30 protein-coding genes are annotated in these 23,976 nt (G+C 67.7%); 14 read left to right on the forward strand and 16 right to left on the reverse strand.

Going from position 1 to position 23,976, the window contains the following annotated elements; all coding sequences use genetic code 11:
- Window positions 1-70 precede the first annotated feature (70 nt).
- Window positions 71-1,147, reverse strand: a complete 1,077-nt coding sequence (locus SSPN_RS0109735; RefSeq protein ID WP_010693987.1) for a DUF3152 domain-containing protein — start codon at window positions 1,145-1,147, stop codon at window positions 71-73.
- A gap of 96 nt (window positions 1,148-1,243) precedes the next feature.
- Window positions 1,244-2,197 carry an alpha/beta fold hydrolase gene (locus SSPN_RS0109740; RefSeq protein WP_010693990.1) on the reverse strand — a complete coding sequence of 318 codons (954 nt, stop codon included), beginning with the start codon at window positions 2,195-2,197 and terminating at the stop codon, window positions 1,244-1,246.
- Between the two features lie 195 nt (window positions 2,198-2,392).
- On the opposite strand from SSPN_RS0109740, the gene SSPN_RS0109745 reads away from it, so the two are divergent.
- Window positions 2,393-3,013, forward strand: coding sequence for a TetR/AcrR family transcriptional regulator (locus tag SSPN_RS0109745; protein WP_010693992.1), 621 nt, complete (start codon window positions 2,393-2,395; stop codon window positions 3,011-3,013).
- 213 nt (window positions 3,014-3,226) lie between these two features.
- Here the strand turns inward: SSPN_RS0109745 and SSPN_RS0109755 are convergent, their stop codons facing one another.
- Both SSPN_RS0109755 and SSPN_RS0109760 read right to left on the reverse strand, forming a co-directional pair.
- Window positions 3,227-3,454: a DUF3107 domain-containing protein gene (locus tag SSPN_RS0109755; RefSeq protein WP_010693996.1), complete on the reverse strand. Its 228-nt coding sequence runs from the start codon at window positions 3,452-3,454 to the stop codon at window positions 3,227-3,229.
- Between the two features lie 174 nt (window positions 3,455-3,628).
- Window positions 3,629-4,315 carry a ferritin-like fold-containing protein gene (locus SSPN_RS0109760; RefSeq protein ID WP_044572776.1) on the reverse strand — a complete coding sequence of 229 codons (687 nt, stop codon included), beginning with the start codon at window positions 4,313-4,315 and terminating at the stop codon, window positions 3,629-3,631.
- 489 nt (window positions 4,316-4,804) lie between these two features.
- Here SSPN_RS0109760 and SSPN_RS0109765 point away from each other — a divergent pair, with 489 nt between their 5' ends.
- The gene (locus SSPN_RS0109765) at window positions 4,805-6,403 is read left to right on the forward strand and encodes a DEAD/DEAH box helicase (RefSeq protein ID WP_237710622.1); all 1,599 of its coding nucleotides are present in this window, start codon (window positions 4,805-4,807) and stop codon (window positions 6,401-6,403) included.
- Between the two features lie 215 nt (window positions 6,404-6,618).
- A complete protein-coding gene (locus SSPN_RS0109770; RefSeq protein WP_237710505.1) occupies window positions 6,619-7,827 on the forward strand; it encodes an Rv3212 family protein in 1,209 nt (402 codons plus the stop codon).
- Between the two features lie 58 nt (window positions 7,828-7,885).
- On the opposite strand, the gene SSPN_RS0109775 is transcribed toward SSPN_RS0109770, so the two are convergent.
- The 5 genes from SSPN_RS0109775 to SSPN_RS57620 all read right to left on the reverse strand — a co-directional run bounded on the left by SSPN_RS0109775 (window position 7,886) and on the right by SSPN_RS57620 (window position 10,911).
- Window positions 7,886-8,278, reverse strand: a complete 393-nt coding sequence (locus SSPN_RS0109775) for a hypothetical protein (protein ID WP_010694004.1) — start codon at window positions 8,276-8,278, stop codon at window positions 7,886-7,888.
- Between the two features lie 25 nt (window positions 8,279-8,303).
- Window positions 8,304-9,137: a RecB family exonuclease gene (locus SSPN_RS0109780; protein ID WP_029535159.1), complete on the reverse strand. Its 834-nt coding sequence runs from the start codon at window positions 9,135-9,137 to the stop codon at window positions 8,304-8,306.
- A gap of 46 nt (window positions 9,138-9,183) precedes the next feature.
- The gene (locus tag SSPN_RS0109785; protein ID WP_029535160.1) at window positions 9,184-10,065 is read right to left on the reverse strand and encodes a PHP domain-containing protein; all 882 of its coding nucleotides are present in this window, start codon (window positions 10,063-10,065) and stop codon (window positions 9,184-9,186) included.
- An 85-nt stretch (window positions 10,066-10,150) separates the two neighbouring features.
- Window positions 10,151-10,723 (reverse strand): PH domain-containing protein, encoded by a 573-nt coding sequence (locus SSPN_RS0109790; RefSeq protein WP_010694010.1) that lies wholly within the window; start codon window positions 10,721-10,723, stop codon window positions 10,151-10,153.
- Window positions 10,724-10,749: 26 nt separating this feature from the next.
- Entirely contained in the window at window positions 10,750-10,911 is a 162-nt protein-coding gene (locus SSPN_RS57620) for a hypothetical protein (protein ID WP_010694016.1), read from the reverse strand.
- Between the two features lie 165 nt (window positions 10,912-11,076).
- Here SSPN_RS57620 and SSPN_RS50710 point away from each other — a divergent pair, with 165 nt between their 5' ends.
- The 5 genes from SSPN_RS50710 (at window position 11,077) to SSPN_RS56580 (ending at window position 14,755) form a co-directional block, all read left to right on the forward strand.
- Window positions 11,077-11,484, forward strand: a complete 408-nt coding sequence (locus SSPN_RS50710; protein WP_010694018.1) for an NUDIX hydrolase — start codon at window positions 11,077-11,079, stop codon at window positions 11,482-11,484.
- Between the two features lie 467 nt (window positions 11,485-11,951).
- Window positions 11,952-13,031 (forward strand): magnesium/cobalt transporter CorA, encoded by a 1,080-nt coding sequence (gene corA, locus SSPN_RS0109805; protein ID WP_029535162.1) that lies wholly within the window; start codon window positions 11,952-11,954, stop codon window positions 13,029-13,031.
- Between the two features lie 143 nt (window positions 13,032-13,174).
- Window positions 13,175-13,366: a hypothetical protein gene (locus tag SSPN_RS54485; protein WP_143539483.1), complete on the forward strand. Its 192-nt coding sequence runs from the start codon at window positions 13,175-13,177 to the stop codon at window positions 13,364-13,366.
- Window positions 13,367-13,697: 331 nt separating this feature from the next.
- Window positions 13,698-14,177: a CAP domain-containing protein gene (locus SSPN_RS0109820; RefSeq protein ID WP_029535163.1), complete on the forward strand. Its 480-nt coding sequence runs from the start codon at window positions 13,698-13,700 to the stop codon at window positions 14,175-14,177.
- Window positions 14,178-14,581: 404 nt separating this feature from the next.
- Window positions 14,582-14,755, forward strand: a complete 174-nt coding sequence (locus SSPN_RS56580) for a hypothetical protein (RefSeq protein ID WP_010694023.1) — start codon at window positions 14,582-14,584, stop codon at window positions 14,753-14,755.
- A gap of 137 nt (window positions 14,756-14,892) precedes the next feature.
- Here SSPN_RS56580 and speD read toward each other — a convergent pair whose 3' ends face one another.
- The 4 genes from speD to SSPN_RS0109845 are packed head-to-tail and all read right to left on the reverse strand — an operon-like array spanning window position 14,893 to window position 17,441.
- Window positions 14,893-15,243 carry an S-adenosylmethionine decarboxylase gene (gene speD / locus SSPN_RS0109830; RefSeq protein ID WP_049887586.1) on the reverse strand — a complete coding sequence of 117 codons (351 nt, stop codon included), beginning with the start codon at window positions 15,241-15,243 and terminating at the stop codon, window positions 14,893-14,895.
- Window positions 15,244-15,259: 16 nt separating this feature from the next.
- Entirely contained in the window at window positions 15,260-16,414 is a 1,155-nt protein-coding gene (locus SSPN_RS0109835; protein WP_010694027.1) for a hypothetical protein, read from the reverse strand.
- Window positions 16,369-17,100 (reverse strand): class I SAM-dependent methyltransferase, encoded by a 732-nt coding sequence (locus SSPN_RS0109840; protein WP_010694029.1) that lies wholly within the window; start codon window positions 17,098-17,100, stop codon window positions 16,369-16,371. Before SSPN_RS0109840 ends, SSPN_RS0109835 begins: the two co-directional genes overlap by 46 nt.
- Window positions 17,097-17,441: a hypothetical protein gene (locus SSPN_RS0109845; RefSeq protein WP_148271940.1), complete on the reverse strand. Its 345-nt coding sequence runs from the start codon at window positions 17,439-17,441 to the stop codon at window positions 17,097-17,099. Before SSPN_RS0109845 ends, SSPN_RS0109840 begins: the two co-directional genes overlap by 4 nt.
- A 268-nt stretch (window positions 17,442-17,709) precedes the next feature.
- On the opposite strand from SSPN_RS0109845, the gene SSPN_RS61540 reads away from it, so the two are divergent.
- Complete coding sequence (locus SSPN_RS61540; RefSeq protein ID WP_272941733.1) at window positions 17,710-17,832, forward strand: hypothetical protein; 123 nt, start codon at window positions 17,710-17,712, stop codon at window positions 17,830-17,832.
- 35 nt (window positions 17,833-17,867) lie between these two features.
- Here the strand turns inward: SSPN_RS61540 and SSPN_RS0109855 are convergent, their stop codons facing one another.
- Window positions 17,868-18,974: an NAD(P)-dependent oxidoreductase gene (locus SSPN_RS0109855; RefSeq protein ID WP_083821649.1), complete on the reverse strand. Its 1,107-nt coding sequence runs from the start codon at window positions 18,972-18,974 to the stop codon at window positions 17,868-17,870.
- 245 nt (window positions 18,975-19,219) lie between these two features.
- Here SSPN_RS0109855 and SSPN_RS0109860 point away from each other — a divergent pair, with 245 nt between their 5' ends.
- The 5 genes from SSPN_RS0109860 to SSPN_RS43250 all read left to right on the forward strand — a co-directional run bounded on the left by SSPN_RS0109860 (window position 19,220) and on the right by SSPN_RS43250 (window position 22,944).
- On the forward strand, window positions 19,220-19,732 hold the full coding sequence (locus SSPN_RS0109860) for a hypothetical protein (RefSeq protein ID WP_010694036.1): 513 nt from the start codon (window positions 19,220-19,222) through the stop codon (window positions 19,730-19,732).
- Window positions 19,733-19,923: 191 nt separating this feature from the next.
- Entirely contained in the window at window positions 19,924-20,397 is a 474-nt protein-coding gene (locus tag SSPN_RS0109865; protein ID WP_148271941.1) for a hypothetical protein, read from the forward strand.
- The gene (locus SSPN_RS56585) at window positions 20,385-20,543 is read left to right on the forward strand and encodes a hypothetical protein (protein WP_010694044.1); all 159 of its coding nucleotides are present in this window, start codon (window positions 20,385-20,387) and stop codon (window positions 20,541-20,543) included. Before SSPN_RS0109865 ends, SSPN_RS56585 begins: the two co-directional genes overlap by 13 nt.
- Before the next feature lie 49 nt (window positions 20,544-20,592).
- Entirely contained in the window at window positions 20,593-21,801 is a 1,209-nt protein-coding gene (locus tag SSPN_RS0109875) for a M20 family metallopeptidase (RefSeq protein WP_237710506.1), read from the forward strand.
- A gap of 222 nt (window positions 21,802-22,023) precedes the next feature.
- On the forward strand, window positions 22,024-22,944 hold the full coding sequence (locus SSPN_RS43250; RefSeq protein ID WP_420187551.1) for an IS701 family transposase: 921 nt from the start codon (window positions 22,024-22,026) through the stop codon (window positions 22,942-22,944).
- Here the strand turns inward: SSPN_RS43250 and SSPN_RS0109885 are convergent.
- Entirely contained in the window at window positions 22,941-23,237 is a 297-nt protein-coding gene (locus tag SSPN_RS0109885; RefSeq protein WP_010694049.1) for a hypothetical protein, read from the reverse strand. The genes SSPN_RS43250 and SSPN_RS0109885 overlap by 4 nt on opposite strands.
- 12 nt (window positions 23,238-23,249) lie before the next feature.
- A complete protein-coding gene (locus SSPN_RS56590) occupies window positions 23,250-23,402 on the reverse strand; it encodes a hypothetical protein (protein ID WP_158309547.1) in 153 nt (50 codons plus the stop codon).
- Between the last annotated feature and the right edge of the window lie 574 nt (window positions 23,403-23,976).

Raw genomic sequence — 23,976 nt, forward strand, 5'->3', positions numbered from 1 at the left:
CGCAAGACTCCCCGATGGGCTTCCGCAACCCAAACTACTCCCACGATCCGGGACGAAGGGCGCCTCGAAATCACGAGCCGCTGGCACCGGCCGTCGGGAACGGCCAGGCGTTGTACTTGCAGACGAAGCCGTCGGCCGGGATCTCGGTCCCCTGGTCGGCGATCTTGTTCAGCTCGTGCAGCTCGTTGTTCGACACGCTGAAGGACTGCTGCATCATCACCGGCGCCAGCCCGCCCTGTGAGGGGCAGCCGACGTGCTTGTTGCCGAAGACGTGCCCGACCTCGTGGTTGATCGCGTAGCGCTGGTAGTTGCCGATGTCACCCTCGAACGACACCGCGCCGCGAACCCAGCGGGCCCCGTTCAGGTAAACCATGTCGCCCTTGCGGCACGAGCTGTCGTAGGGCACGCCGTTGCGGTAGTCGCAGGCTTCGCGGGCGGTCTGCTGGCTGACCAGGATGACCCGGAAGTCCGGGCGCGGGCCGCTGGCGTCCACCCGCTGCAGCGAGATCCCGCCGGCCTGCGGGTTTGTCCAGCTGCGCGGATCGGACAGCGTGGCCTGCACGAGTTTGCCGAACTCGGTGTTCGGGTTTCCGATCTGGGCCTCGATCCCGACCTCGACCTCGACCGTGTACCGGTACAGCTGGCCGGAGCCGATCACCGGGGAGGTGCCGGGCAGCACCTGGTAGGTGCGCGCGCCGGTCTCCGGGATCTGCCCACCGGGCGGCAGGTCGGCGGAGAAGAGCGCGGGCCCGAAGGTCTGGCCGGGCGGCGCCTCGGTGACGATCGGCTCCTCCGGGGCGTCCGAGGCGATCGGGTCGAAGAGTCCGCTGGCCGAGCCGCGTTCGGATGGGCGGAGGGTCTGGAAGACGGCGAGTGCGCTGACCACAATCAGCAGCGGCACCGCGTAGATCCGCCAGCCGTAGCGGTAGTGCGCCCCCCGGCGGCGGCGCGGCCGGGGCTTGACGTCCTCGTCGGGTTCCGCGGCGTCGTCGACGTGCTCGGGCTCCGGCGACCCGGAGACCGGGTGCCACGACGCGGCCAGCGGCTCGCCTCGGCGGCGATCTCCGGAGCCTGCGTGGGCACTCCTCCGTCCCGCCGATCGGCGGTCGGACGCGGACGCACGAGATCGCTGCGGCGGGCGGTTCACGCCCTAAGCGTGCCATAGGGCCCACGGCACCCTAGGCCACCACTGGCCACTCCGGGTGACTGAAGCACCGCGAACCACACGAAGTGACGCAAAAGGTCACCACCACGAGTCGGCCTGGACCAGTCCGAGCAACGCCCGCGCGACCACCCGTGGCCTCTCCATCTGGGCAACGTGCCCCGTTCGGGGCAGCACGAGCAGTCGGCCGCGCGGCAGCAGCGTCGCGGTGCGCGGCGCCTTGCGGACCGTCACCACCCGGTCTTCGCTGCCCCACACGACCAGGGACGGCGCGGCGATCTCGGGAAGCCGGCGCCACAGCGAGCGCGCGGGCGGGACGAGCCAGGAACGTATTAACTCCGTCGTGGTCCGCCCCAGCGCCGGACCAGACCACGGCAGCCGGCTACATTCCTCGAACTCCGCGGCAGCCTCGGCGAGCCGGTGCGACGGCACCACGTCCGGCTCGGCGAAGCACAACCGGACCAGCTGCTCGGCCCGGGCGGCCGGCGTCACCGCCGCCAGCCCCCGCCGCGTGCGGGCCCCGAGGACCGGCAGCATGGCCACCGCGATCCGCGGATCGGAAAGCCGCCGCGGGTCCAGCCGCAGGTCCGGCATGGCGGGCGAGATCAGCGTCAGCGACGCGATCAGGTCCGGGCGCAGCGCCGCCACCTCGATGGCCACCGCGGCACCGAAGGAGTTACCGGACAGGTGCACCGGCGCGGCGTCGAGCTGTTCCAGGACGGAAATCACCACGTCGGCGTTGGCCTGCCGGGTGAAGCCGAACCCGGGCGGCGGTTCGGAACGCCCGAAGCCCGGCAGGTCCAGGGCGATGCTGCGCAGCTGCCCGGCGAGCAGCCCGGCCAGATCGGTCCAGTTCGTCGACGACCCGGCCAGCCCGTGCAGGTGCACGGCGGTCGCGGCCCTCGGCGACGGCCCCGGCGTCTCGCGCAGGTGCACACGCATCGGACCCCAGCGAGTGCCCAGTTCAACGTGCCGACCGGGCGGCGGCTTCGCCGTTAGGTCGATCGGCGGAATGCCGTCCGCCACCAGCGGCACCCTCGTCAGGTCGTACCGGTCCGAAAGGGCTCGCCGGTGCGGCCGAGCGGCCGGTGTTGTCGTGGTCACACCTACAGCATGGCGGTCCGCCCGAACCCGGATTTCGCTACCTACCTCTACCGGCGAGTAGAGTCAGGCCCCACTGGGTGGCCGGAAGGCCGCCGAGCGAGTGGAAGGAATCGGGTGGAGGCGAGGATGACCGAGACCGCGCAGCCGAGCCGAGGCGTCCGGATGCCCCGTGACGCACGCCGGGCACAGCTGCTCGAAGCGGCTCAGTACGTTTTCGTGCACAACGGCTACCACGCGGCGGCGATGGACGACATCGCGGAGCGCGCGGGGGTCAGCAAGCCGGTCCTCTACCAGCACTTCCCTGGCAAGCTGGAGCTCTACCTCGCGCTGCTGGAGACGCACGGCAACGAGCTGGTGCGCCGGGTCCGCGAGGCCATCGAGTCCACCTCGGACAACAAGCTGCGGGTGCGGGCCGCGATCGGTGCGCTGTACGAGTTCGTGGCCGGCGAGGGGCAGGCTTTCCGGCTGGTCTTCGAATCGGACCTGCGCGGCGAACCGGCCGTGGAGAAGGCCGTGGAGGGCGCCCTGTCCGGGTGCATCGACGCGATCACCGAGGCGGTCACGGCAGACGCGGAGCTGGACGCGGAACGCGCGCGGCTGCTAGCGGTGGGCCTAGTCGGCCTCAGCCAGGTGACCGCACGCTACTGGCTGGACGCGAGGGAGACGATCTCCCGCGACGAAGCGGTGAGCCTGATGTCCACCCTCGCCTGGAAGGGCCTGGCAGGCTTCCCCCTGCAGAACCCCTGACCCCGGCGGACCGCGATTTTAATAATGAGCCTTTTCATCCTGGTCGATCCGCAGCCGCGACGCCTGAATTCCCACGACGCTGAGGTCGTCGCATACGCCGAAGGCGCATGCGAATAAGCCGACTACGCCGCCCGAAGGTGTCTCCACCGCCGGTCAGGTGAAGCGTGAGGGGCACCCTCGGCCGAGGGTGCCCCTCACGCAGAAAAAACCAGGTCAGCTGACACCGAAGCCGACGCGCGGCAGCGCCGCCGGGCCGATCTCGACGTAGGCGACCTTGGTGGACGGGACGATGATGCGACGCCCCTTCTCATCGGTCAGCGCCAGCACGCCGTCAGCGTTCTTCAGCGCGTCGGCGACCAGCGACTCGACCTCTTCCTGGGACTGTCCGCTGGCGACCGTCAGCTCGCGCGGGCTGTCCACGACGCCGATCTTGACCTCCACGCCGAACCTCCGTTGAGCACTCGTTTCCAATGGGATGCGGCAAGGCTATCCCAGGTCCCATCGCGATCGGGCAACGAAGCCCGGCGAGCAGATATTCCGCTGCGGATCCAGCGCGCACCTCCGGACGAAGTCAGCCCGAGGGCAGACAGTTCTCGCGCCCGGAAGTGGGGTTCGTCAGCCCAGGCCGAGCCGAGCCATCCGCTTGGTGTGGTTGTTCTGCAACCGCCGGAACATCGCAGCTATTCCCGTGAGATCCCCGGATCCCTTGATGATCAGCTCAGCCAGCGCGTCCCGCTCCGCGACCACCCGCTGCGCCTGCGTCATGGCCTCGCCCAGCAGCCGCCGCCCCCACAAGGTCAGCTTGTCCCGCAGCTTGCGGTCCTTCTCGCAGGCCGCCTGCACCTCGCGCTCGGCGAACGCCGAGTGACCGGTGTCGGCGAGCACCGTCAGCACCAGCCCCCGCGAGGTCGGGTCCAGCCACTCCGCGACCTCGCGGTAGAAATCGGCGGCCAAGCCGTCCCCGACGTAGGCCTTGACCAGTGATTCCAGCCATGAATGCGGCGCGGTCGACTCGTTGAACGCCTCGAACGGCGCCGCGAACGGCTGCATCACCTCGTCGATCGCCACGCCGTGCCCGGCCAGGTGCTCTTCGAGTAGCCGGTAGTGGCCGATCTCCGCGGCGGCCATGCTGGCCAGCGCCGCGCGGCCGGTCAGCGTGGGCGCGGTGCGCGCGTCCTCGGCAAGGCGGTCGAAGGCCGACAGCTCTCCGTAGGCCAGCGCCGCGAGCAGATCCACGACGCCTTCCTCGTAACGCTCGTCACTTTCACCGGGCAACCTGGCGCGCTGGTCAGCCTCATTCATGGCTGCGAGCCTAACCGGCACCACGCCCGAGTAATACGCACCACGGCGAGAACGGCCGGCGAACAGGTATCCTCGAACCTCGGAGGAGCATCGGCGTCCGGCGGCGTGGTCGTACACCGTGGGGCTGGCTCCCCGAACGTCACGATCTGGGCGACTCACGCCCGAGCGGGACGGCCCCCGGACCACTGCCGACGCGAACGCGGCCCGAGCGACCCGCTCGTCGGCTTGGGCGCGCATGCGACGCCGAGAGTAACGAACCAACAGCGGGTCAACCGCTGAGCGAACAGAGGCGCGCACCATCACGTCGGTGACCACTAGCACGAAGAGCGGCCGCGACCAGCGAGCCGCCGTGCCGGGAGGACGTCGCCACGGATCGGCCCCGACCGGGACGCGTGCGCGCAGGTACCGAGAGAGGCGATCATTCTGACGTTCACCAACAGCCAGGCCCCCGACGGCCTCGAAGATCACAGCGGGGGCGGCAGCCCCGACATCACAGACCTCGAGCACCGCGAGTCCGGTGCCCCCGAAGCCGGAGATGCCGCACCCCTGAAGGCCGGCACCGCCGGCGCCCCTGACGCCCCGACCTTCGCCGAGCTGGACGTGCACCCGGACATCGTCCGCGCGCTGCGCGAAGCCGGCATCGAGCGCACCTTCGCCATCCAGGAGCTGACCCTGCCGCTGGCGATGCAGGGCGAAGACCTGATCGGCCAGGCCCGCACGGGCACCGGCAAGACACTCGGCTTCGGCGTCCCGCTGCTGCACCGCCTGCAACGGCCCGGCGACGGCACCCCGCAGGCGCTCATCGTGGTGCCGACCCGCGAGCTGTGCCTGCAGGTCACCCGCGACCTCACCGACGCTGGCAAGCACCTGGGCGTGCGAACCGTCGCCGTCTACGGCGGCCGCCCCTACGAGGAGCAGATCTCCGCGCTGCGCAAGGGCGTCGACGTGGTCATCGGCACCCCGGGACGCCTGCTCGACCTGGCCGAACAGCGCCACCTGGTGCTCGGCAAGGTCCGCGGGCTGGTGCTCGACGAGGCCGACGAGATGCTCGACCTCGGGTTCCTGCCGGACATCGAGCGCATCCTGCACATGGTCCCCGAGCAGCGGCAGACGATGCTGTTCTCGGCCACCATGCCGGGCCCGATCCTGACCCTGGCCCGCACGTTCATGACGCAGCCCACGCACATCCGGGCCGAACAGGCCGACGAGAGCGCGGTGCACGAGCGCACCCGGCAGTTCATCTACCGGGCGCACGCGATGGACAAGACCGAGCTGATCGCGAAGGCCCTGCAGGCCACCGATCGCGGCCTGGCGATGATCTTCAGCCGGACCAAGCGGACCGCCCAGAAACTCGCCGACGAACTCACCGAGCGCGGCTTCGCGGCCGGCGCGGTGCACGGCGACCTCGGGCAGGGCGCGCGTGAGAAGGCGCTGCGCGCGTTCCGCTCCGGCAAGGTCGACATCCTGGTGGCCACCGACGTCGCGGCCCGCGGCATCGACGTCGCCGGCGTGACCCACGTGATCAACCTGCAGTGCCCGGACGACGAGAAGAACTACGTGCACCGCATCGGCCGCACCGGCCGCGCCGGGCGCGAAGGCGTCGCGATCACGCTGGTCGACTGGGACGAAGAGCCCCGCTGGAAGCTGATCAGCGACACGCTCGGCCTCGGCAAGCCCGAGCCCGTCGAGACCTACTCGACCTCGCCGCACCTGTTCAGCGACCTCGACATCCCGGCGGACGTCACCGGCCGGCTACCGCTGGCCAAGCGCACCCGCGCGGGCCTGGACGCCGAACCCGAAACGCAGGGCGAAGCCAAGCGGCCCCGCCGCAACCGGCTCCGCACCCGCGGCGGAGCGGACCAGCGCACCGGCGACGCCGAAACCGGTGCCCGCCAGGAAAGCGACGCCGAAACCCGGCCTGCCCGGCGGCGGCAGCGCCGCCGCACCCGCAGCGGTGCCGAAGCCGCCCCGCAGCCGGCGGAAGCGCCCGCCCCAGGAGGCGAAGCCGACGCTGGCGAACGCCCCCGCCGCAGGCGCCGTAGGCGCCGGGCGGGCGAGCCGACCGGCGAAGCCGGCGACGCCGCGTAGCGCGAGTCGAGACCCGTGAGCCGAATGGAGCGCGAAACGCTCCATTCGGCTCACGGGTCGAGCTTTGAGCGGAAGCCCTCGAAGCCGCGCAGAACCGGCGACGTCTGAGGTTCCGCCACCCGCACCGCCACGCGCCACCCGCACCGCCACGCAAGACGAGTTTGGGAACAACCTCTACAGCTAAGTCGGCGCAGTAACAGCCAGGCGATCGAGGAGTGATTTTGGTCCGGCCGGAGCGGCGCACGAGAACCGACCTCGCCGTGGTGGCGTTGATCGCCGTGGCCGCGCTCGTCGGCGGTGCCGTGCTCTGGTTCAACAGCGATGCGCGCGCCACCGTTTCCGAGACGGCTGCCCAGCCGATCCCGGAACCTCCCGCAGCCACCGGGGTTCCGCCGACGCTGACCGAGGCTTGGCGCGCTACCAGCCCCGCCACCCCGATCCCGGTGGTCGCCGGGCCCGCCGTGGTCACCGGATCCGGCAACGAGGTGCTCGGCCACGACCCGCTGACCGGACAGGTCGCCTGGCGCTACGCCCGCGACCTTCCACTGTGCACGGTCGGCACGGAGTGGGACCGTGCGATCGCGGTCTTCCGCAAGTCGGAGAACTGCAGCGAGGTCACCTCGCTGCGCGGGCCGACCGGGGTCCGCGGGCCGCAGCGCAATTCCGACGCCGAGTTCGGCACGCAGCTGCTCGCCGACGGCACCTACGTGACGGCCACCGGGCAGCGCTCCTTCGAGTCCTGGCGCTCGGACCTGGTGCGCACCCAGCAGTTCGGCATGCCGCCCGCGGTGAAGAACCCGGGCAACAACCTGACCCGCCCGGAATGCACCTACTCCTCGATCGGGGTCGGCGACGAGCGGATCGGGGCCGTCGAGTCCTGCCCTGGCGAGCAGGGCCGGATCACCGTCCTGAAGACCCACCCCGAGGACGACGAGAAGCCCGAGGAGGTCTTCAGCGTGATCCTCGGCAGCACGTCCGCCGGGATCGTCGCGGTCAACGACAAGCACGTCGCCGTCGTTCTCCGAGACCGCTCACAGGTCGTGGTCTACAACAACAACGGCTCGCTGGTGACCACCTTCCCGGTGCGCGCCGGCACCCCCGACCTCCGCGCGAACGTGCAGGTCGAGTCGACCGCGAAGGGCCGCCGCATCTACTGGCACACCGGCGTCGACACGATCGCCCTGGACCCGGGCACCCTCACTCCACTGTGGACCGCACCGGACACGCTCGGCCCGGGCGTCGGTTTCGGCGGGAAGCTGCTGGTGCCGGTGCCGGGCGGCCTCGCGGTCGTGGATGCCGTCACCGGGAACCCCGAGCGGGTGATCCCGGTGGACCGCGGCGGCTACACCGGCCCGATCCAGCTCACGACGGTCGGCCCGATGCTCCTGGAGCAACGCGGCGACACCCTGGTCGCCCTCCGCTGAAACCCCGGAACCAGCAGGTCCCGACGCGAATTCCCGGTTCCAGCCGAGAACTCCTGGATCAGGCCCACCACCAGAACCACAGCGAGCCGATCACGACCACGAACACACCCAAGGCCGCCAGGCTCCCCCGCGCGTCGCGGCGGCGGTCCGCGACCGCCTGCAGTGCCAGGGCCACCAGCGACGCCACCAGCTGAGCGATCACCGCCGCCAGCCCGGGGCCTTGCTGCCCCTGGCCCGTCGCCCAGAACTGCACGGCAACCAGCCCGAGCGCGAGCAGCAGCAAGCCGACCGCCAAAGCGCCGGTGAGGCCTCGGAAAGCGGATCCGGCCTGACCGGCTGGCTTCGGCTGGCTCAGCGCGTGACGGCGGTGCCGCTGCCGCGGAAGATCAGCCGCTTCCGGCAGCCGCCGCGTGTGGGGTGGCTGCGCTCGTTGCGAAGCGGGCGTGCGCATCGGCCTGTCCTCCGGTCGCATGTCGTCACTCCCCCAGCGAGGCCCAAGGAGGCAGGCTCGGCGCGGCCTGCCGGCCTTCCTCGCAGTGAGCCCGGAAGTCGCACCACGAGCAGTGCCGCCCTGTGCTCGTCGGGAACGTCGCCTGCGGGTCGGCCCCAAGGTCGAACGCGTCCGTCGCGGCCTGGAGCTCCCCGGCGAGCTGCTCGGCGCGATCCTGCAGCTGCGCAAGCGATTTCGCGGTGTGGTCCCAACCCGCGACCGTCCCGGTCGGCAGGTGGTGCAGCTCGACCCGACGACACGGCCGGCGCAGGTTCTTGCGCACTGCCAACGCGTACAGCCCAAGCGCCAGGGACTGCCGCGCATCGTCCACGCGCAGCCCGTGCCGCCCGGTCTTGTAATCGACGACGACGAGTTCGCCGTGCCGTTCGTCGATCCGGTCCACCCGCCCTTCGGCGATGATCGATCCCATCGGCGCCGACACCCACCGCTCGACGGCGAGCGGCACGACGTCGGGCGCCAACTGCTCGACGTAGGAGCCCACCCACTCCTGCGCCCGACGCCGGTAGTCACCGGCCTGCTCCGGGCTGGCGAAACCGTCGGCCTTCCAGTACTCCCGCACCAACGCGGCAGCGCGTTCCGGGCTGCGCTGATCGGCTCGCAACTCGAAGTACGCGCGCAGCGCGTTGTGCACCACGGCGCCCAGGGTGGCGTTCGCCCAGGCACCACCGCGCGTCGGTGCGGGCCGGTCCAGGTACGTCATGCGGTACTTCCGGGGGCACTGGGCCCAGGTCGCGAGTCTGGCCGGAGTGACCCGCACCAGTTTGCTGGGAATACCTTCTAGACCGAGCTGCCCCTGCACGCCCCTACAGTACGCAGTTTTCCCGTTCCCCAGATGATCCGCCCCGTCAGTTGATGACCTTGCTGCCGCTGCACCGCGCCACCAGGCGATCCAGCGAATCGGGAGGGGTGGTTTCCTGGCCGATCCGGATCGTCTTGTTGGTGCCGTGGTAGTCGCTGCTGCCGGTGGGGATCAGGTCCAGTTCCGCGGCCAGCCCGCGCAACCGCACCCGTGTCTCCGGGTCGTGGTCGGGGTGGTCGATCTCGATCCCGGCCAGCCCGTGCTCGGTGAGCTCGGCGACGACGTCGGCGGTGACCACCGGGCCGCGTGCGGTCGCGAAGGGGTGCGCAAGCACGGTCGCACCGCCGGCCTCGGTGATCATGTCGATCGCACGGCGCACGGGGGTGTCGGTGCGCGGCAGGTAGTAGCGACCGCTGCCACCGAGGTACTTGGCGAACGCCTCGTCGACGCTGACCACCGTGCCGGCGTTGACGAGCGCGCGAGCCAGGTGCGGACGGCCGCCGGGCGAGTCCGGCGGCAGTCCCGCCATGATCTCGTCCGGGTCGACCGGGAACCCGTCCGCGGCCATGTGCCGCGCCATCTCGTAGAGCCGCTCCCGCCGCTCCGCGCGCAGCCGCGACTGCTCCTGCGCGAGGGCGGCGGAGTTCGGGTCGAAGAGGTACGCCAGCAGGTGCACGGTGATGTTCCGGCCGTTGCCGTCCGGGCACACGCAGGACAGCTCCGCGCCCGGCACCAGCCGGAACCGACCAGGCCCCGCGAGATCGCGCACGGCCTGCTCGGCCGCCGCCCATCCAGCGGTGGTGTCGTGATCGGTGATCGCTACCGCGTCCAAGCCAGCCGCGACGGCGGTCGCCACCAGCTCGGCTGGAGTGTCGGTCCCGTCGGACTCGGTGGAATGCGTGTGCAGGTCGATTCGCACACCCACCAGTGTGACCGATGGTCCGGAGCCAGGCCGAAGCAACACCCGACCAGCCAGCCCGGGTACGCCTGCAGACCCGGGCCGACCAGCCCGATCAGAGCTTGGCGGCCTTCCTCTTACCCACCGCGGCGCGCCGCGCCTTGAGCATCGAGAAGCGGTCCTGCTGCTGCCCCTTCTTGTCCCCGAAGACGAGCGCCGAGATCGCATCCTCGACCTCGGTCGGGTTCGGCACGTACTCGATGCGGTTGAGCGCCTGGATCTGTCCAGCCGACTCGACCACGAGCGTGCCGTACCCGAGGATGCGGCCCATCATCGTGCGGGCGAACGTCAGGTCCGTGACCTTGGTGATCGGCATCATCGCCACGTTGGTGGTGAAGATGCCGGAGGTGATCAGGAACCGCTTGTCGGTCACGACAACGCGTTCCACGTACCAGTCCAGGACCTGGTAGGCGAAGCGGATCAGGATGATCAGCCCCGCGTACCAGAGGATGTTCTGGACCAGCCCACCGGCGCCCTGGGGCACCAGGTAGGACACCATCACCAGACCCACGAGCAAGCCGGTCGCCTCGAAGAGGTCCCACACCAGGGTCGCCCAGTGCCGCCGAACGCGGATCACCCGGCGTTCGGTGTCCAGCAGGTACTCATCGGGATCCCTCGGAGCGAACAAGGCACCCGCCTCCCGCGGCTCGCGCTTTACTGGAAGAGGTTCTGCATGAAGGTTATGACGGCCTCAGCTGCTCCCCGCAGACTCTCCAGGATGCCGTTGATGACACCGCTGGCTTCCACTGGCGCGGAAAACAGGAAGAACAGGAGGAACGCAACCCCGGCCCACGTGAGGATTTTCTTCATGTTCACTGTGACGCACCCCGTCCAAATGCCCTTGAGTAGCGCAGGCGCCTGCTGATCCGTTGTACCGCACTCCGCTGCTTTACGGCAGCTTTGTACCGCACTTGGGTCAGTCGTTTCCGGGCAGCCCCGGATCAACTACCCTCCGTGTCCGTGATCGTATCGGAGAATCCCGTGATCCGCTGCGTCGGTGCGATAATTTACGATCCCAGCGGCCGGTTGCTACTGGTCAAACGCGCACATGAACCCGGAAAGGGGAAGTGGTCCCTACCGGGTGGCCGGGTCGAGCCCGGCGAGACCGACCATTCGGCGGTACAACGCGAAGTCCGCGAAGAAACGGGACTCTCCGTCACCGTCGGCGCCCTCGTCGGCCGCGTCTTCCGCCCCGCACCGCTCGGCACGTACGAGATCCTGGATTACTCCTGTCGGAGTACTGAACAGAATCTTTCCGCTGGTGACGACGCTGCGGACGCAATCTGGGCCGATCATGCGACTTTCGCCACACTTGAGCGAGACGATGCGCTGACCGAGGGCCTGGTAGAGACCCTGCGCTCCTGGGATAGTTTACCCCGCAACGAGTGATCGCGAAAAAAGGCGATCGGGACAATCTGTCAAGACCCAGTCGACGGCTTGACCGCGGCCCGTTCGGATGCCCGGTCCGAGCCGAACGCGAATCCTGATTCGATTCGGCAGCAATCCGCGCAATTCGCCCATTTCATACAGCATGTTCCGGTGGGTTGTGACGTCGAATGCGAGCCGTTGCCAACGATCCACTCAGACGGAGTATCGTGTCCGGTTGGCTGACTCAGAGACCACCGCATCGGTGGATGACCTTCGGGAGGTGAGGGATCGTGGACAGCAGTGCCGATAGCGCGCTTCCGTGCAGTACCAACCGCATCCCCGCCGGAAGGGCCAACCGCTAGGCACCGCCCGCCAGGCCCGGCCGGGATGCGCGAGCAGCGAGCAAAGTCCGCTCAGCACGCCATCCGCGCGGCATTCACCCGGATCTTCCACCCCGGGGTGCTGCGCCCAGGACCTTGGAGGTCGCCGTGCCCAACCTGCCCTCGCTCGGCCTACGCAACCGGAACGGTCGCGGTCCACTACCAACCAACCGCACGCCCGCACCGGTTTCCGCGTACGTCGTCGACTGCGCCATCTATGTCGACGGGCACCGCGTCGAAGGCTCGTGGAACCACGCCGACGCCATCGAAGAGGTGCGGCGGCGCAGCTCCGGCTTCGTCTGGATCGGGCTGCACGAACCCACCGAGAAGCAGATCAACGGCATCGCCGACACCTTCGGCCTGCACGAGCTGGCCGTCGAGGACGCCGTGCACGCGCACCAGCGCCCGAAGCTGGAGCGCTACGACAACACGCTGTTCATGGTGCTGAAGACGGTCCGCTACACCGATACCGAGACGCGGTCGACGACCAGCGAGATCGTCGACACCGGCGAGCTGATGGTGTTCCTCGGGCGCGACTTCGTCATCACGGTGCGACACGGGAAGCACGCGGGGCTGGGAGATGTGCGCAGCCAGCTGGAGGCCGACCCGGAGCAGCTCGCGCTGGGACCGTCGGCGGTGCTGCACGGCGTCGCCGACCACGTGGTGGACACCTACCTGGAGGTCACCGAGGCCATCCAGGACGACATCGACGAGATCGAGGCCGAGGTCTTCGAGCCACGCACCAAGATCGACGCCGAGCAGATCTACCTGATGAAGCGCGAGGTCATGGAGCTGCGGCGGGCGGTGCTGCCGCTGACCAAGCCGATGCAGCGGCTCGCCGAGGGCTACACGCCGATGGTGGCCGACGAGGTGCGGTCCTACTTCCGCAACGTCGAGGACCACCTGGCGAAGGTGTCCGAAATGGTCGGGTCCTTCGACGAGCTGCTGACCACCCTGGTGGACGCCACGCTCGCCAAGATCACGCTCCAGCAGAACACCGACATGCGCAAGATCTCGGCGTGGGTCGCGATCGTCTCGACGCCGACCATGATCGCCGGGATCTACGGCATGAACTTCACGCACATGCCCGAGCTGGAGTGGACCTTCGGGTACCCGCTGGCCCTCATGGTGATGCTCGGCGCCTGCATCACCCTGTTCAAGATCTTCCGGCGGAACAAATGGCTGTGATCGCACGTCGTAACGATTCCGGTGCCGCCGGCGATATGTCGTGCGGGGTTGCTTCGCACCCGGCCATCAGCCGGGTGCTGTTCCGCGTGTCATCGACGACCGCCCTTTCCCTTTGGGCGGCGCGAGTGTGCGAGGAGGTTGTCATGCACCGTCTTCCGCAGCATCAGGGGCGGATCCGGCATCGGCTCCTCACCGGTCCGGACTTCCCACGGCGAAGTCCCGTGACGCGTCGGGAGATCGCCGAGCAGTTGTTCCGGCACACTGCGTGGGTGCAGCGAAAACCCGGCGCGATGTGGGACGCGGTTCCCGCCGCGCCGCGCGCCGTCGCGCGCTGACGCCTGCTGGGAAGCACCGCGGGCCACGTCGTGAAAGCGAATCTCTTTTAGATCTTCGTTTCTTTCACGTTGGGAGGCACCGCCATGACTCGTTTGGCCGCCAACAAGCTCATCCTGCTCGTCGCGCTGATCATGGGGTGGATAGTCACCCTGTTCGTGCTCATCGCGAACCAGATCTGACTCGGAACCCCGCCGTTTCCGAACCGTCCACTTCGGCTGAATCCGGTACGCCTGGCCGGTAACCGGTTCCGGCGACGCCGCCGGGTGTCGCCGCCGCGACGCCGTTACAAACTCCCCAGCCCATCGTCGCGATGCTGGGAAGTGATCACAGATGTCGCTAGTCGAACGGATGATGTTGTGCGGGATGGTCGTACCGCTCGCGCTGCTGTGCTCTGGGTCGCCGCTCCTGGCGGCCCAGAAGCCTTCGCCGGAGCAGCGGATATTCGAACTGACCAATGCTGAACGCGCCCGTGCGGGATGCCCGGCGATGCGCCTCAACGGTGACCTGAGCGAGGCGGCGGCCAAGCACAGCGCGGACATGGCGCACCAGGACTTCTTCGGGCACAGCGGAACCGACGGTCGCACCCCCGCGGAACGCGCCCGATCTGCGGGATTCCCGAGCGACTACGTCGGCGAGAACATCGCTGCGGGCGGCGAAACCGCCGACGAAACGTTCCGCCAGTGGATGAAAGCGGAGCCGCACCGGGAAAACATCCTCGACTGCGCCTTCACCGACCTCGGCATCGGGCACGCAGCCGCCCCGCACAGCCACTACCGCCACTACTGGACCCAGGAGCTCGGCCGCCCCTGATCCATCCCCTTCGGGTGACGGGCGAACGGCACCTCCGACCGACCACTTCAGGGCGGAGGTGCCCGTCACTTCAAAACGTGCCGCCGTGCGCTGCGCAAACGCTTTTTGTGCTGGTGAGGGCTTTGCCCCTGCGTTTCTGCTACACGGCTGCTACACGCAAGATCACTGGACGCCTGATTAGCGAGAACCCCCGGCGCAAGCGGGCGCGCCGGGGGTTCAGCTGCGGAGGGTTCCGACGCGGATGCCGACACTGGTCGATCAGGCGCGGAAGATCACGATGGCGGCCAGACTCGACATGAACGCTTGTGCCGAACCCACCACAGAAAGTGGCGGCAGTCGGCCCGGCAGGCGGATGTCAGCGAGAGCGACGAGGCTGCCCTGCAAGCCTCGCAGTCGATCTGGAGTTGACGCGCGCAGAGCTGAGGCGGACTCGGGAAGAACGAGACCGGCTACGAGCGAAGGTTCAGCGCGGGCTGGGGCAGCAAGCTGCCCAGGCCGGCAACGTCGAGTTGGAGAAGCGCATCCGAGAGCTTGGTGACGAACTGCAACAGTGCAACGCCGCGCTCGCCAAGGCGTAGTCAGAGCGGGGCGAACTCCAGGGGAAATTGAGCGAGGCGGAGGGTACCGTAGCCGCGCTCAGGAGGTCGTTGAAGCAGATGGTGCCGGACCAGCGCATCTGAACCGCCGCTGGCTGCGGCGGGGAGGACCGCGGCGGTCAGACTCGGAACGCGCTGCGGGGGCCGGTGCGGTGGATCCGCTGGCCGTGTATGGCTCGCCCGCCCAGTACGTCGAGGATGGGGGTGATGGCGTGTTCGGGGTCGATGTCAGCCCGGCAGGTGAACACGTCGAGGTGGGCGAGTTGGTGTTCGGGCCAGGTGGACACGGTCAGGTGGGACTCAGCGAGGACGAGCACGCAGGTAGTGCCGTGGGGTTGGAAGAGGACCGGGAGTTCACCGAGGACGGTGCAGCCGAGCTGGCTGGCAGTAGCGCGCATAGCGTCCAGCAGCGGGCCGGTATCGGGAGCGGGCATGTTGCAACCGGTGATGTCGTAAACGGCGTGGATCACGTCAACCTCCAGCCAGTCAGGCAATGCTTGCGTTCGGGGTCCGATTTCGCAGGTGGGAGCGGATGAGGTCGGCGAGGTAGTCAACGGTGTAGGTGCGGTGCAGTCGGCGTGGCTCGGCTGCCCAGCGTGTGACTTCTAACCAGAGGGCGTCCAGAACGTCGTCGCCGTGATCGTCGAGCAGCAGGTCGAGGTTGACAAACCCTTCGGGCAGGTCGGCGTACGCGGCGCCGTAGCGCACGTACAGGGTTTTGCTCAGCTTGCCCCCGGTGCGGTCGAGCACGAGCGGGGTGAAGATGCTGACCGGCCATTGACGCACCGGGACTTTGAGGTTTGCCAGTGCTGGGGCGAGAACGTGGGCGTACCAGCCTCCGCCCCAGTCGGCGCCGTCGATGGAGACCGAGCAGGCGTCGTAGAGGTGGCGTTCGGCGGCGAGCAGGTATGTCTTCTGGATGGAGCGGACGGGTGTGTTGGCGTCGTACCAGCCTCCGGTGCCGGTGACATCGATCGTTTCGCGATATCCGCCGTGTAGCGGGCAGACGGAGTCCAGGTGGACTTGGCCTTCACCTGGGGTGATGGTCAGGTGGCGGGCGGATTTCTCCATCAGCCGGCATTCGGGGCAGCGGGACCGGATGCGGACGATGCCATCGGTGGGGGAAACGATCGGCCGGAAGTCGTCGAGCCGGGAGGCGATGGCGTGCAGGCATTCCCGGACGGGCCTCAGTCCTTGGTAGACCGAGTACGGCCGGAACTCATACCGGATGTGGGAGCGTGCCGCGGCCCAGTCCAGCAGCCGTTGGAAGCCGGAGACACGCTCGACTCGGTCGAGGTGGCCAGAGTCGATGAGATCGCCGACGGTACGGGTGTAAGTCTCGCCGTCGATGTCCACCGTTTCGCCGGGGGCGTTTTCCAAGGCGTCGAAGATGACGGTGGCCGGAAGGTTCAGTTGCTCGGCGGCGTGGGCGGTGATGGCGAAGACGGTGAGCACTGTGACGACGGTGCCCAGGTGAGGTGTGCCGTTGAGCTGGGCCGCGGTGGTGACCCGTAGCCGCTGCCGCCCGCGGGCGGCAGAACGCAGCAGGTCGGTGTTGTCACGGGTGAGGTGCGCGATCCCCACCGGAGCAAAAATCAGTTCGTTGGGTGTCGGCTGGTTAGTGGTGCTGATCGCGGGCATGGTGTCTTCCTTCCGATGTAGATCCACACGGCGGTGAAGTCGGGATCGGGGCTCGGGATCCGTTTGAGCAGCAGCAGGTGCACTCCAGCGCGGGTAGCGGCGGTGGTGTAGAGCTGCCTGGTCAGCTCGACTCGGCTCGGAGCGTGGCGGGCGACCCAGTTCGCTCCACCTACCCACCCGCCGGGTGCCTGCAGGCGGTGAATGTGGGCGAAGCTGGTTGTGAAGTGGTTGGCGTCGCGGCACAAACCCAGCAAGCCGAACTGGGTGACCAGGTTGAATGACTGTTCGATGAGCCTCGGGTCCGTCGGTGGCTGGCTCGAGAGACAGTCGGCCTGGATGAGCGCGGTCAGGGATCGGCAGCGTGCTTCGAAGGCATCTGGGTCGGTGCGACCGCATAATTCCAGTGCGGTGACGTGGATTCCTCGTGGCTGGGCGGTGGTCACGAACTGCCGGAGGATCTCCAGGCGCTGTGTGTCGATGTCGACCGCGACGAGGCGCTGGGCGCGCAGGGCGGTGGCCCATAGCATCGATTCGGATCCGCACCCGAGATCGGCCCATGTCGTCACGGGCGGGATCCGCATCAATGCCGCGAGGATGTCCTCGGTGCCGAGGCCGAAGCGGAACTGCTCGGCATAGTAGCGCCGCCAGTACTCCTGTGCTCCCGCCACGGTTCCTTCGCTGTTCACGGCTTAGCCTCGGCCGCAGCCAGAACCTCGGACATCCCATCCTGGCCGGGCAGGAATCGCACACGACCGAATCCCGCAGTGGTAAAGGCATTGCGGAGGTCGGCGGCGGTGAACAGCGCCAACTCGATGGCCGTGGCGTGCAGGCTGGACCCTGCCGGGCTGCGGTAGTCGAACTGGATCTGCAGCCGGTCGCCGTGGCGGTGCTGGCGTCGGCGCCGTAGCACTGCCCCGCCGGCCTGCTCGGGGTGAAACCACCGGTCGGCGAACCACACGCCGTGCTGACGGGCGGGGTCGTAGAAGCCCGCCGTGTCGACTCCGCCGCCGGGGTGGACACAGGTCACCTGCGCCAGCACCCCCGCCCCGGGCGCGACAGCGGCCCGTAACGCCGTGAGCAGCTCGACAAGAGCGGTTTGTGAGCGCGGCGTTCGGGACGACGATCAGGCCCACGCTGACCAGATCCGGTGACTGCTGGACATAAGCCAGGTGGCGGCGTGTTTTCTCATCAGATAAGCCACTGTGCACGGCGTTTTCCGTGGCGGCGGCGAGCATCGCGGCACTGGCGTCCACGAGGGTCACCGCCAGTCCTGACCGGGCATAGTCGGCAAGGAAATGACCAGCGCCACATGGGATTTCCGCGACATGATCGACCGCTGGGAGCAAGCCGCGCAACAGCCGTGGGCGTGCGAGGTGCGCTGTCTCGGCGCGGGCGAACGCGGCTCGCCGCTGGTATGACTCGACGACGGCGTCGGTGCCGGTGCCGGTGGTGGTCACGCGGCGACTCCGAAGTACGCGGCGTGTTCGCGGCAGACCGGGTGCACCAACTCCCCATCGTGGGCGATTCGCGCCGTTGCCACCGCAGGATCGGCGTCGCCGCAAAGGACGACCCGGGCCAGACGTACCAGGTAGGGCAGAGCGTTGGTCGTGTACGCCTGGGTTGCGGTCACCGGCACCAGCGCGGGCAGCGCGTCGAGTTTGATGTGCAGCACCCCGTGGACCACGCGCGGTGGTTCACCTGGCTCCTGCACCCCTCCGGCGGTCGGCAGGTAGCCGTCGCCGTAACCACAGGTGGCGTCAACGATGACCGAGCCGGGTTTCATGTCCCGCAGGTCTGCTTCGCTGATCATCGGCGGGGTGTCGAAAGTGGACACCAGGATTGCGCCGATGACTAGATCAGCCTGGGAGATCAGTTCCCGGCGAATCCGTGCGGTGTTGACCGCTACCCGTACCCCGGTGGGGGCCTGCGGCCGGTATTCATCCGCCGATCCTTCGCACCGAGTCAGCACGGTCACCCTGACACCTAGGGCGGCGGCGGTGCGTGCGGCGGCCGAGCCGACGTTGCCGGAGCCGATCACGACCACTCGTGGCCGGGCGGCGCCTGCGACCTCGGCGAGAAGGACACCGCGCCCGCTGAATTCCTGGAGCGCCTGCGCGCCGCGGAGAACGGCTTGGATCCCGGCGATCTGCCCGCCCGGGGCGGCCAGCGGGAACCGACCGTGCTCGGCAAGGAACTCGTAGCTGTAAGCCGAGATCTTGCAGTCCATGAGTGCGGAGAGCATGGCAGGGTTGCCTTCGGCATGAAACAGCGCCCCGAGTGCCTGCCTCGGCCGCAGGCGTCCCAGATCGGCGGGGTTGGTGCACTTGTAGCGCAGCACCAGCGGAGCCGCCCATACCCGCTCGGGATCTGCGAACCGCACGCCTTCGGCAGCGAGATCGGCGTCTGGACAGAACACCCCGGCCGCCACGTCGGGCTCAGCCAGCACCGTGAATCCGGCGTCCCTCAGGCAGCGCGCCACCGCAGGCGTCAACAGTGTGCGCCGGTCACCGGGAACGGACTCGCGGGGAAAGCCAACAACAGCTGCGTCGAGGTTGGGCATGTGCGCCTCCAGGAACCGGTCAAGGCAACAACAGGTACTGGAAGGGTCACCCGACGTGATCTGCTGAACCAGATCACCGGATGTACCGGCCTTGCGCACCGCTTGTCGACGCGTTGTTCACGCTGGCATCGAAAACCCAGGTCACCACGCATAACACCGTGCCCGAACTTAGCGCGGAGCATCCGGGTGACTACACTTCGTGCTCCTGGATGACGCGTCGTGATCGCGAATGACAGGAGCTGGGTGTGCAGGACGGCCTCTTCGACACAGCAGACGTCACGCTCCCGCCTGAGCGGGTCTTGATGTCGCTGAACCCCGAGTACTACGAGCTGATCTGGCAACGATTGAAGCGGCATGAGTTCCGTCGCCGCTTTCTGCAAGGACGCCCCACAACGTGGTACGTCTACCTCACCACGCCCCTCTCCACGCTGGCCGCGGTGATCGACCTCGACGAAGCCATCGTGGACACGCCACGGTCGATCGCCGACCTCGCCGAGCAGTCCCGCGTGGGCAACGGAGCGTCGGTGTTCGAGTATCTCCAAGACCTGAAACGCGGATTCGCACTGCCCATCAAGAACGTCCGTGAACATGCCGGATTCACCGCTGCCGAATTGGCCGACATGCTCGGTGGGTTCCACCCGCCGCAGGGCTACATACTGATCGACAAGCACCCCACGTGGGCGGGAGTGTGCGACAAGCTGATCTCAACGGATGTGGTGCGAGAGCTGGTCGTGGAGAATCCCGCGCCCATAACCTGATCAAAGGAAAGGGGAAAGCTGAAAACTGAGGGGTGCCAATGACCGGGCGCACACGTCACAGGAGTCCGACGGTCGCACATGGTGTTTCCCCGCTACGGCAGGCTCGTCGAGCGATTCCCGCCACGCTGGAGCAAGTGTGCGAAGACCTCGACAAACAGTCCCGCGACGGCTCGTCAGGGATCACTCCGAGCATGCTGTCTGGCTGGGAGCTCGGCAAACACATCACCAGCATCCGCTACCGACGGGTGCTCGCCGAGTACTACAGCCAGCCGCCGGAAGTGCTTTTCGCTCACCAAGACCAGCAACTCACCGCCGCCACCGAGACACCCCGCTTGCTGGTCGGCCATCACGATCTCCGCGACGCCATGACCGAAGTCGTCCGCAACGCCCACCGCTACCTCGCCGTACTGGGATCTCGATCCCGCGATACTGCCTATCTCGAGACCATCGAAACCGTGCTGGCGCAGCGCCCCGAACTGGTGCACTACCGCGTGCTGTTCGGCCCACCGCACCACCAAGTCCTCAAAGACCATCTGCTGCGGCTGCTGGAGATCCGTGACCCGCAGGACCGAAGCCTCGGGGTGAAAACACTGCATATCAGCATCATCGCACCACCAAGTCCTCAAAGACCATCTTCTGCGCTGTCGTCCCGGTGGCGTCGCTGACCTCCGCCGAAGCGTTCGACTCCGGTGTGCTGTTTGAGGCCGGCGTGGCCGAGAGGCTGATCGACCACGCCCGCCAGTGCTACGCCGCTGGACGCAAGGTCGAGACGAACCAAGCGCTGCGGGAGTTGCCGACAGTGCGAAGCTAAAGACCCAACGGATGCCCACCAGGGACCCGGTTGGAGGGAGGTGCCGGTCGTGAACGCGATCAACCATGTCGGTGAGCACGACGTGCTGGCCGCTGCTAAGGAAGACCACGAGTCAGTGATCGAGTTGACCCGCGACCTGGTCGCCATTCCCAGCCGGGGCGGTGTCGACTCCTACGATCCGGTGCTCAATCGACTCAGCATCTGGCTTGAGCAGCGCCACCTCGCCGCCACCGTGCTCAAGGACAAGACCGGCGCCACCGTCGGTCTGACCTGCGAAGTCAAGGGGGCTCGTCCCGGTCCCCGGTGGGTCCTGGACGCCTGCCTGGACACTGCGCCCTTCGGCGACGAACACGCCTGGACTCATCCACCAACCTCGGCCGTCATCGACGACGGCTGGCTCTACGGCCGGGGCAGCGCCGACTCCAAGCCTGCAGCCGCGATCTTCTGCCACATCGCCGCTCGCCTGGCCATTACTCCGAGCACGCTGCGAGGCAGCCTCGTGCTGCTGTTCGATGTCGACGAGCACACCGGCGGCTTCGGCGGAGCCAAGCGCTACTTCGAGGGCTCGGAGGCGCCCGACGACGTCGCCGGCGTGATGATCGGCTACCCCGGCATGGACAAGCTCGTCATTGGCGGACGCGGTGTGCACCGCGCCAAGCTGCACGTGCACGGTGTGGCCTCGCACTCCGGCGGCAGCAAGGCCACCCCCAGCGCCATCGAAAAGGCCGCGAACCTCATCAAGGTGCTCTCCACCGCCGAACTTCCCGACGGCACCAGCCCCGAATTCCCGCTGTCAGGCAAGCTCACCGCCACCGCTATCCAGGGCGGCGAAGGCTACTCGGTCACCCCGGACCTGTGCACGGTCAACGTCGACATCCGCACCACCCCCACCTTCAACGACGAAGCCGCCAGCCACCTCCTGGAACACCTCGTCGCCGGTGTCGACGACGCCTGGCCGGGTACTCGGCCCACGCTCATCCAGGTCGACACCTGCTGGCCCGCCTACTCCCTCGACGAGAAATCCCGGCTACGCACCGCCCTCCTCGACGCCGCCAAGACCACCGGGGTCCACGTAGAAGCCAAGATTGCCGGACCGTCCAACATCGGCAACTACCTCGCTGGACTCGGCATCCCCGCCACCGCCGGCTTCGGCGTCACCTACACCGGCCTGCACGGCACCGATGAACGCGCCCGCCTGGACACCATCCCCACCGTGCAAGCCACCTACCACAAGGCGGTCCTTCAGCTGATGGCGTAGGCGATCAGCTAGCTCACGCAGAACCCGCCACAACCTTCTCGAAACTAGGGCCTGTTTCAGAAGTTGATCTGGGTTTGAGATGATCTTCGTGTGGGTCGAGGTGATCTGACGAACGAGCAGTGGGCGAAGATGGAACCGTCAAACCGAGATCAACTTCTGAAACAGGCCCTAATACTCCAGCCGCACTTGGTGATCTTCGTCGTGTAGCTTGTCGATCTTGTGATGGTGACTGATGAGGATCTTGATGCTTGGGTGGCTGGGCTGGAGGAGTTGTTCGGTCAGGTGGCGGGTCGGTTTTACCGGGTCGAGCCGCGCCGGCGGGCGCGTGCTTATGTGCGCGGTCTGTTAGCTCCTTTGGCCGGTAAGAACGGATGGACACTGGCCGAGGCCGCTGGCGATCTCACTCCCGACGGGATGCAGCGGCTGCTCAACGCCGCAGCCTGGGATGCCGACGGGGTCCGTGACGACCTGCGCGATTACGCGGTGAGCCACCTTGGCGAACGTGACGGTGTGCTGATCGTGGATGAGACCGGGTTCCTGAAAAAGGGCTGCAAGTCCGCCGGAGTGCAGCGGCAGTACTCCGGCACTGCCGGACGGATCGAGAACTGCCAAGTGGGTGTGTTTTGTGCTTATGCCACAACGAAAGGCCGCACGCTGATCGATCGTGAGCTGTATCTACCGAAGTCCTGGATCGCCGATCGAGCACGGTGCCGCGAAGCCGCCGTCCCGGAGGAGATCGAGTTCGCCACCAAACCGGTACTGGCCCGGCGGATGCTCGCCCGCGCACTGAATGCCGGTGTACCCGCCGCCTGGGCCACCGCCGACGAAGCCTACGGCGGGGACTCAAAGTTCCGATCCTGGCTGGAAGATCAGCGCATCGGCTACGTCGTGGCTGTGCCCAGTAATCAGACCATCCCTGCGGTGGCCGGCACGTCCCGCGCCGACGTGCTCGTGGCCCACGCACCCGATGACGCGTCACCAATACCGCGCCCGACAAGCCCACTACCAGCGCAGACAGACCAAAAACTACGAAGTGCGGCTGGAGTACTAGTGCCGTCTCATGGCCGTCGGACACCGCAGCGTGCCTCACATGTCATAACTATCGATCTCACAGTGGCCTGCGAGAAAGACTTGACACCCTAGATAACGCTGATCCCGTGTGCGACGACCAGGTTTCCGTGCCCGCCTTCCCAATCGGGGCCAGCGCCTGTGGGGGCGTCGCTGGCCCACCAACCTGGCAAGCCACCAGGCAGCGGTTCGGTGAGCCGCACCAGGGTGGTTGCCACACGCCCGATTTCGTCGTTTTGGCTGCTCTGCGTCGTCTGGATCAGCGAGTGCAGCGCTTCCGAAAGGCGGTCAGCGGCCAGTGCCAGGGCTTGCTGGCTGTCCTGCGCCAGTTGATCGGCGGTGGTGATATCTGCCTGGATGTCTCCCACTGCCAACACGTGCTACATCCGGCCCGCGTAGCTCTCGGTGGTGGAAACCATCGCCTGCTGCGGCTCGTCGTACACCAGGTTCGTGTGCTGAAGGGCGGTGATGCCTACTTGCATTTTCTCGTTGGCCTGCGCGATTCTTGCGCGTACCTCTTCCATTCCTGGCATCGGTTTTCTTTCTGTTGAGGTGCGGACAGAGGGTGCCCCGGCGCGCGGGTGTTCGGTTGCGGCGTTTTTGCCGCGCGTCGAACCCCGCCAGCCACCAAAAGCGAGTCGGCCGGGTGGCTGTCGCGCGCCGGGGCCTGGGGAGCTGGCTGGGCACCTGGGAACGTCACGCGACCTGCCCGGCCAGCGAGTCACAGTTGCGGCCCGCCCCCCTGGCCAGTGCGCCACGCCGTTCGAGTCGTAGACGGGCGTCATGTCCTCGCCGCTGTCCTCCTGGTCATCGGTTTCGGGCTGGTTATCCGGCATCAGTCGCCTCCTTCCTTCGTCCACAGTGGTCTTTTGGACCCGCATCGTCGTTGCTGCGTGGAGTTGGAGCCCGCCAGGGGTGATGCACCGAGGGGCGGCGCACCACCCCGGACGGGGACTGCTCGGTGCCGCTCGGGGGAAGTCACGCCACGTTCCTTCCTGGCATATGACGTGTTAGTCAGTTCCGTGGTGTTCATGACGACCTCCCTGCGGGCCACATCTCGGACACAACTCATGGCGATATGGCTACTTACGGAAACGGTAACGACGC

Origin of the sequence: Saccharopolyspora spinosa NRRL 18395, assembly GCF_000194155.1 — a bacterium.
Classification (GTDB): Bacteria; Actinomycetota; Actinomycetes; order Mycobacteriales; family Pseudonocardiaceae; genus Saccharopolyspora; species Saccharopolyspora spinosa.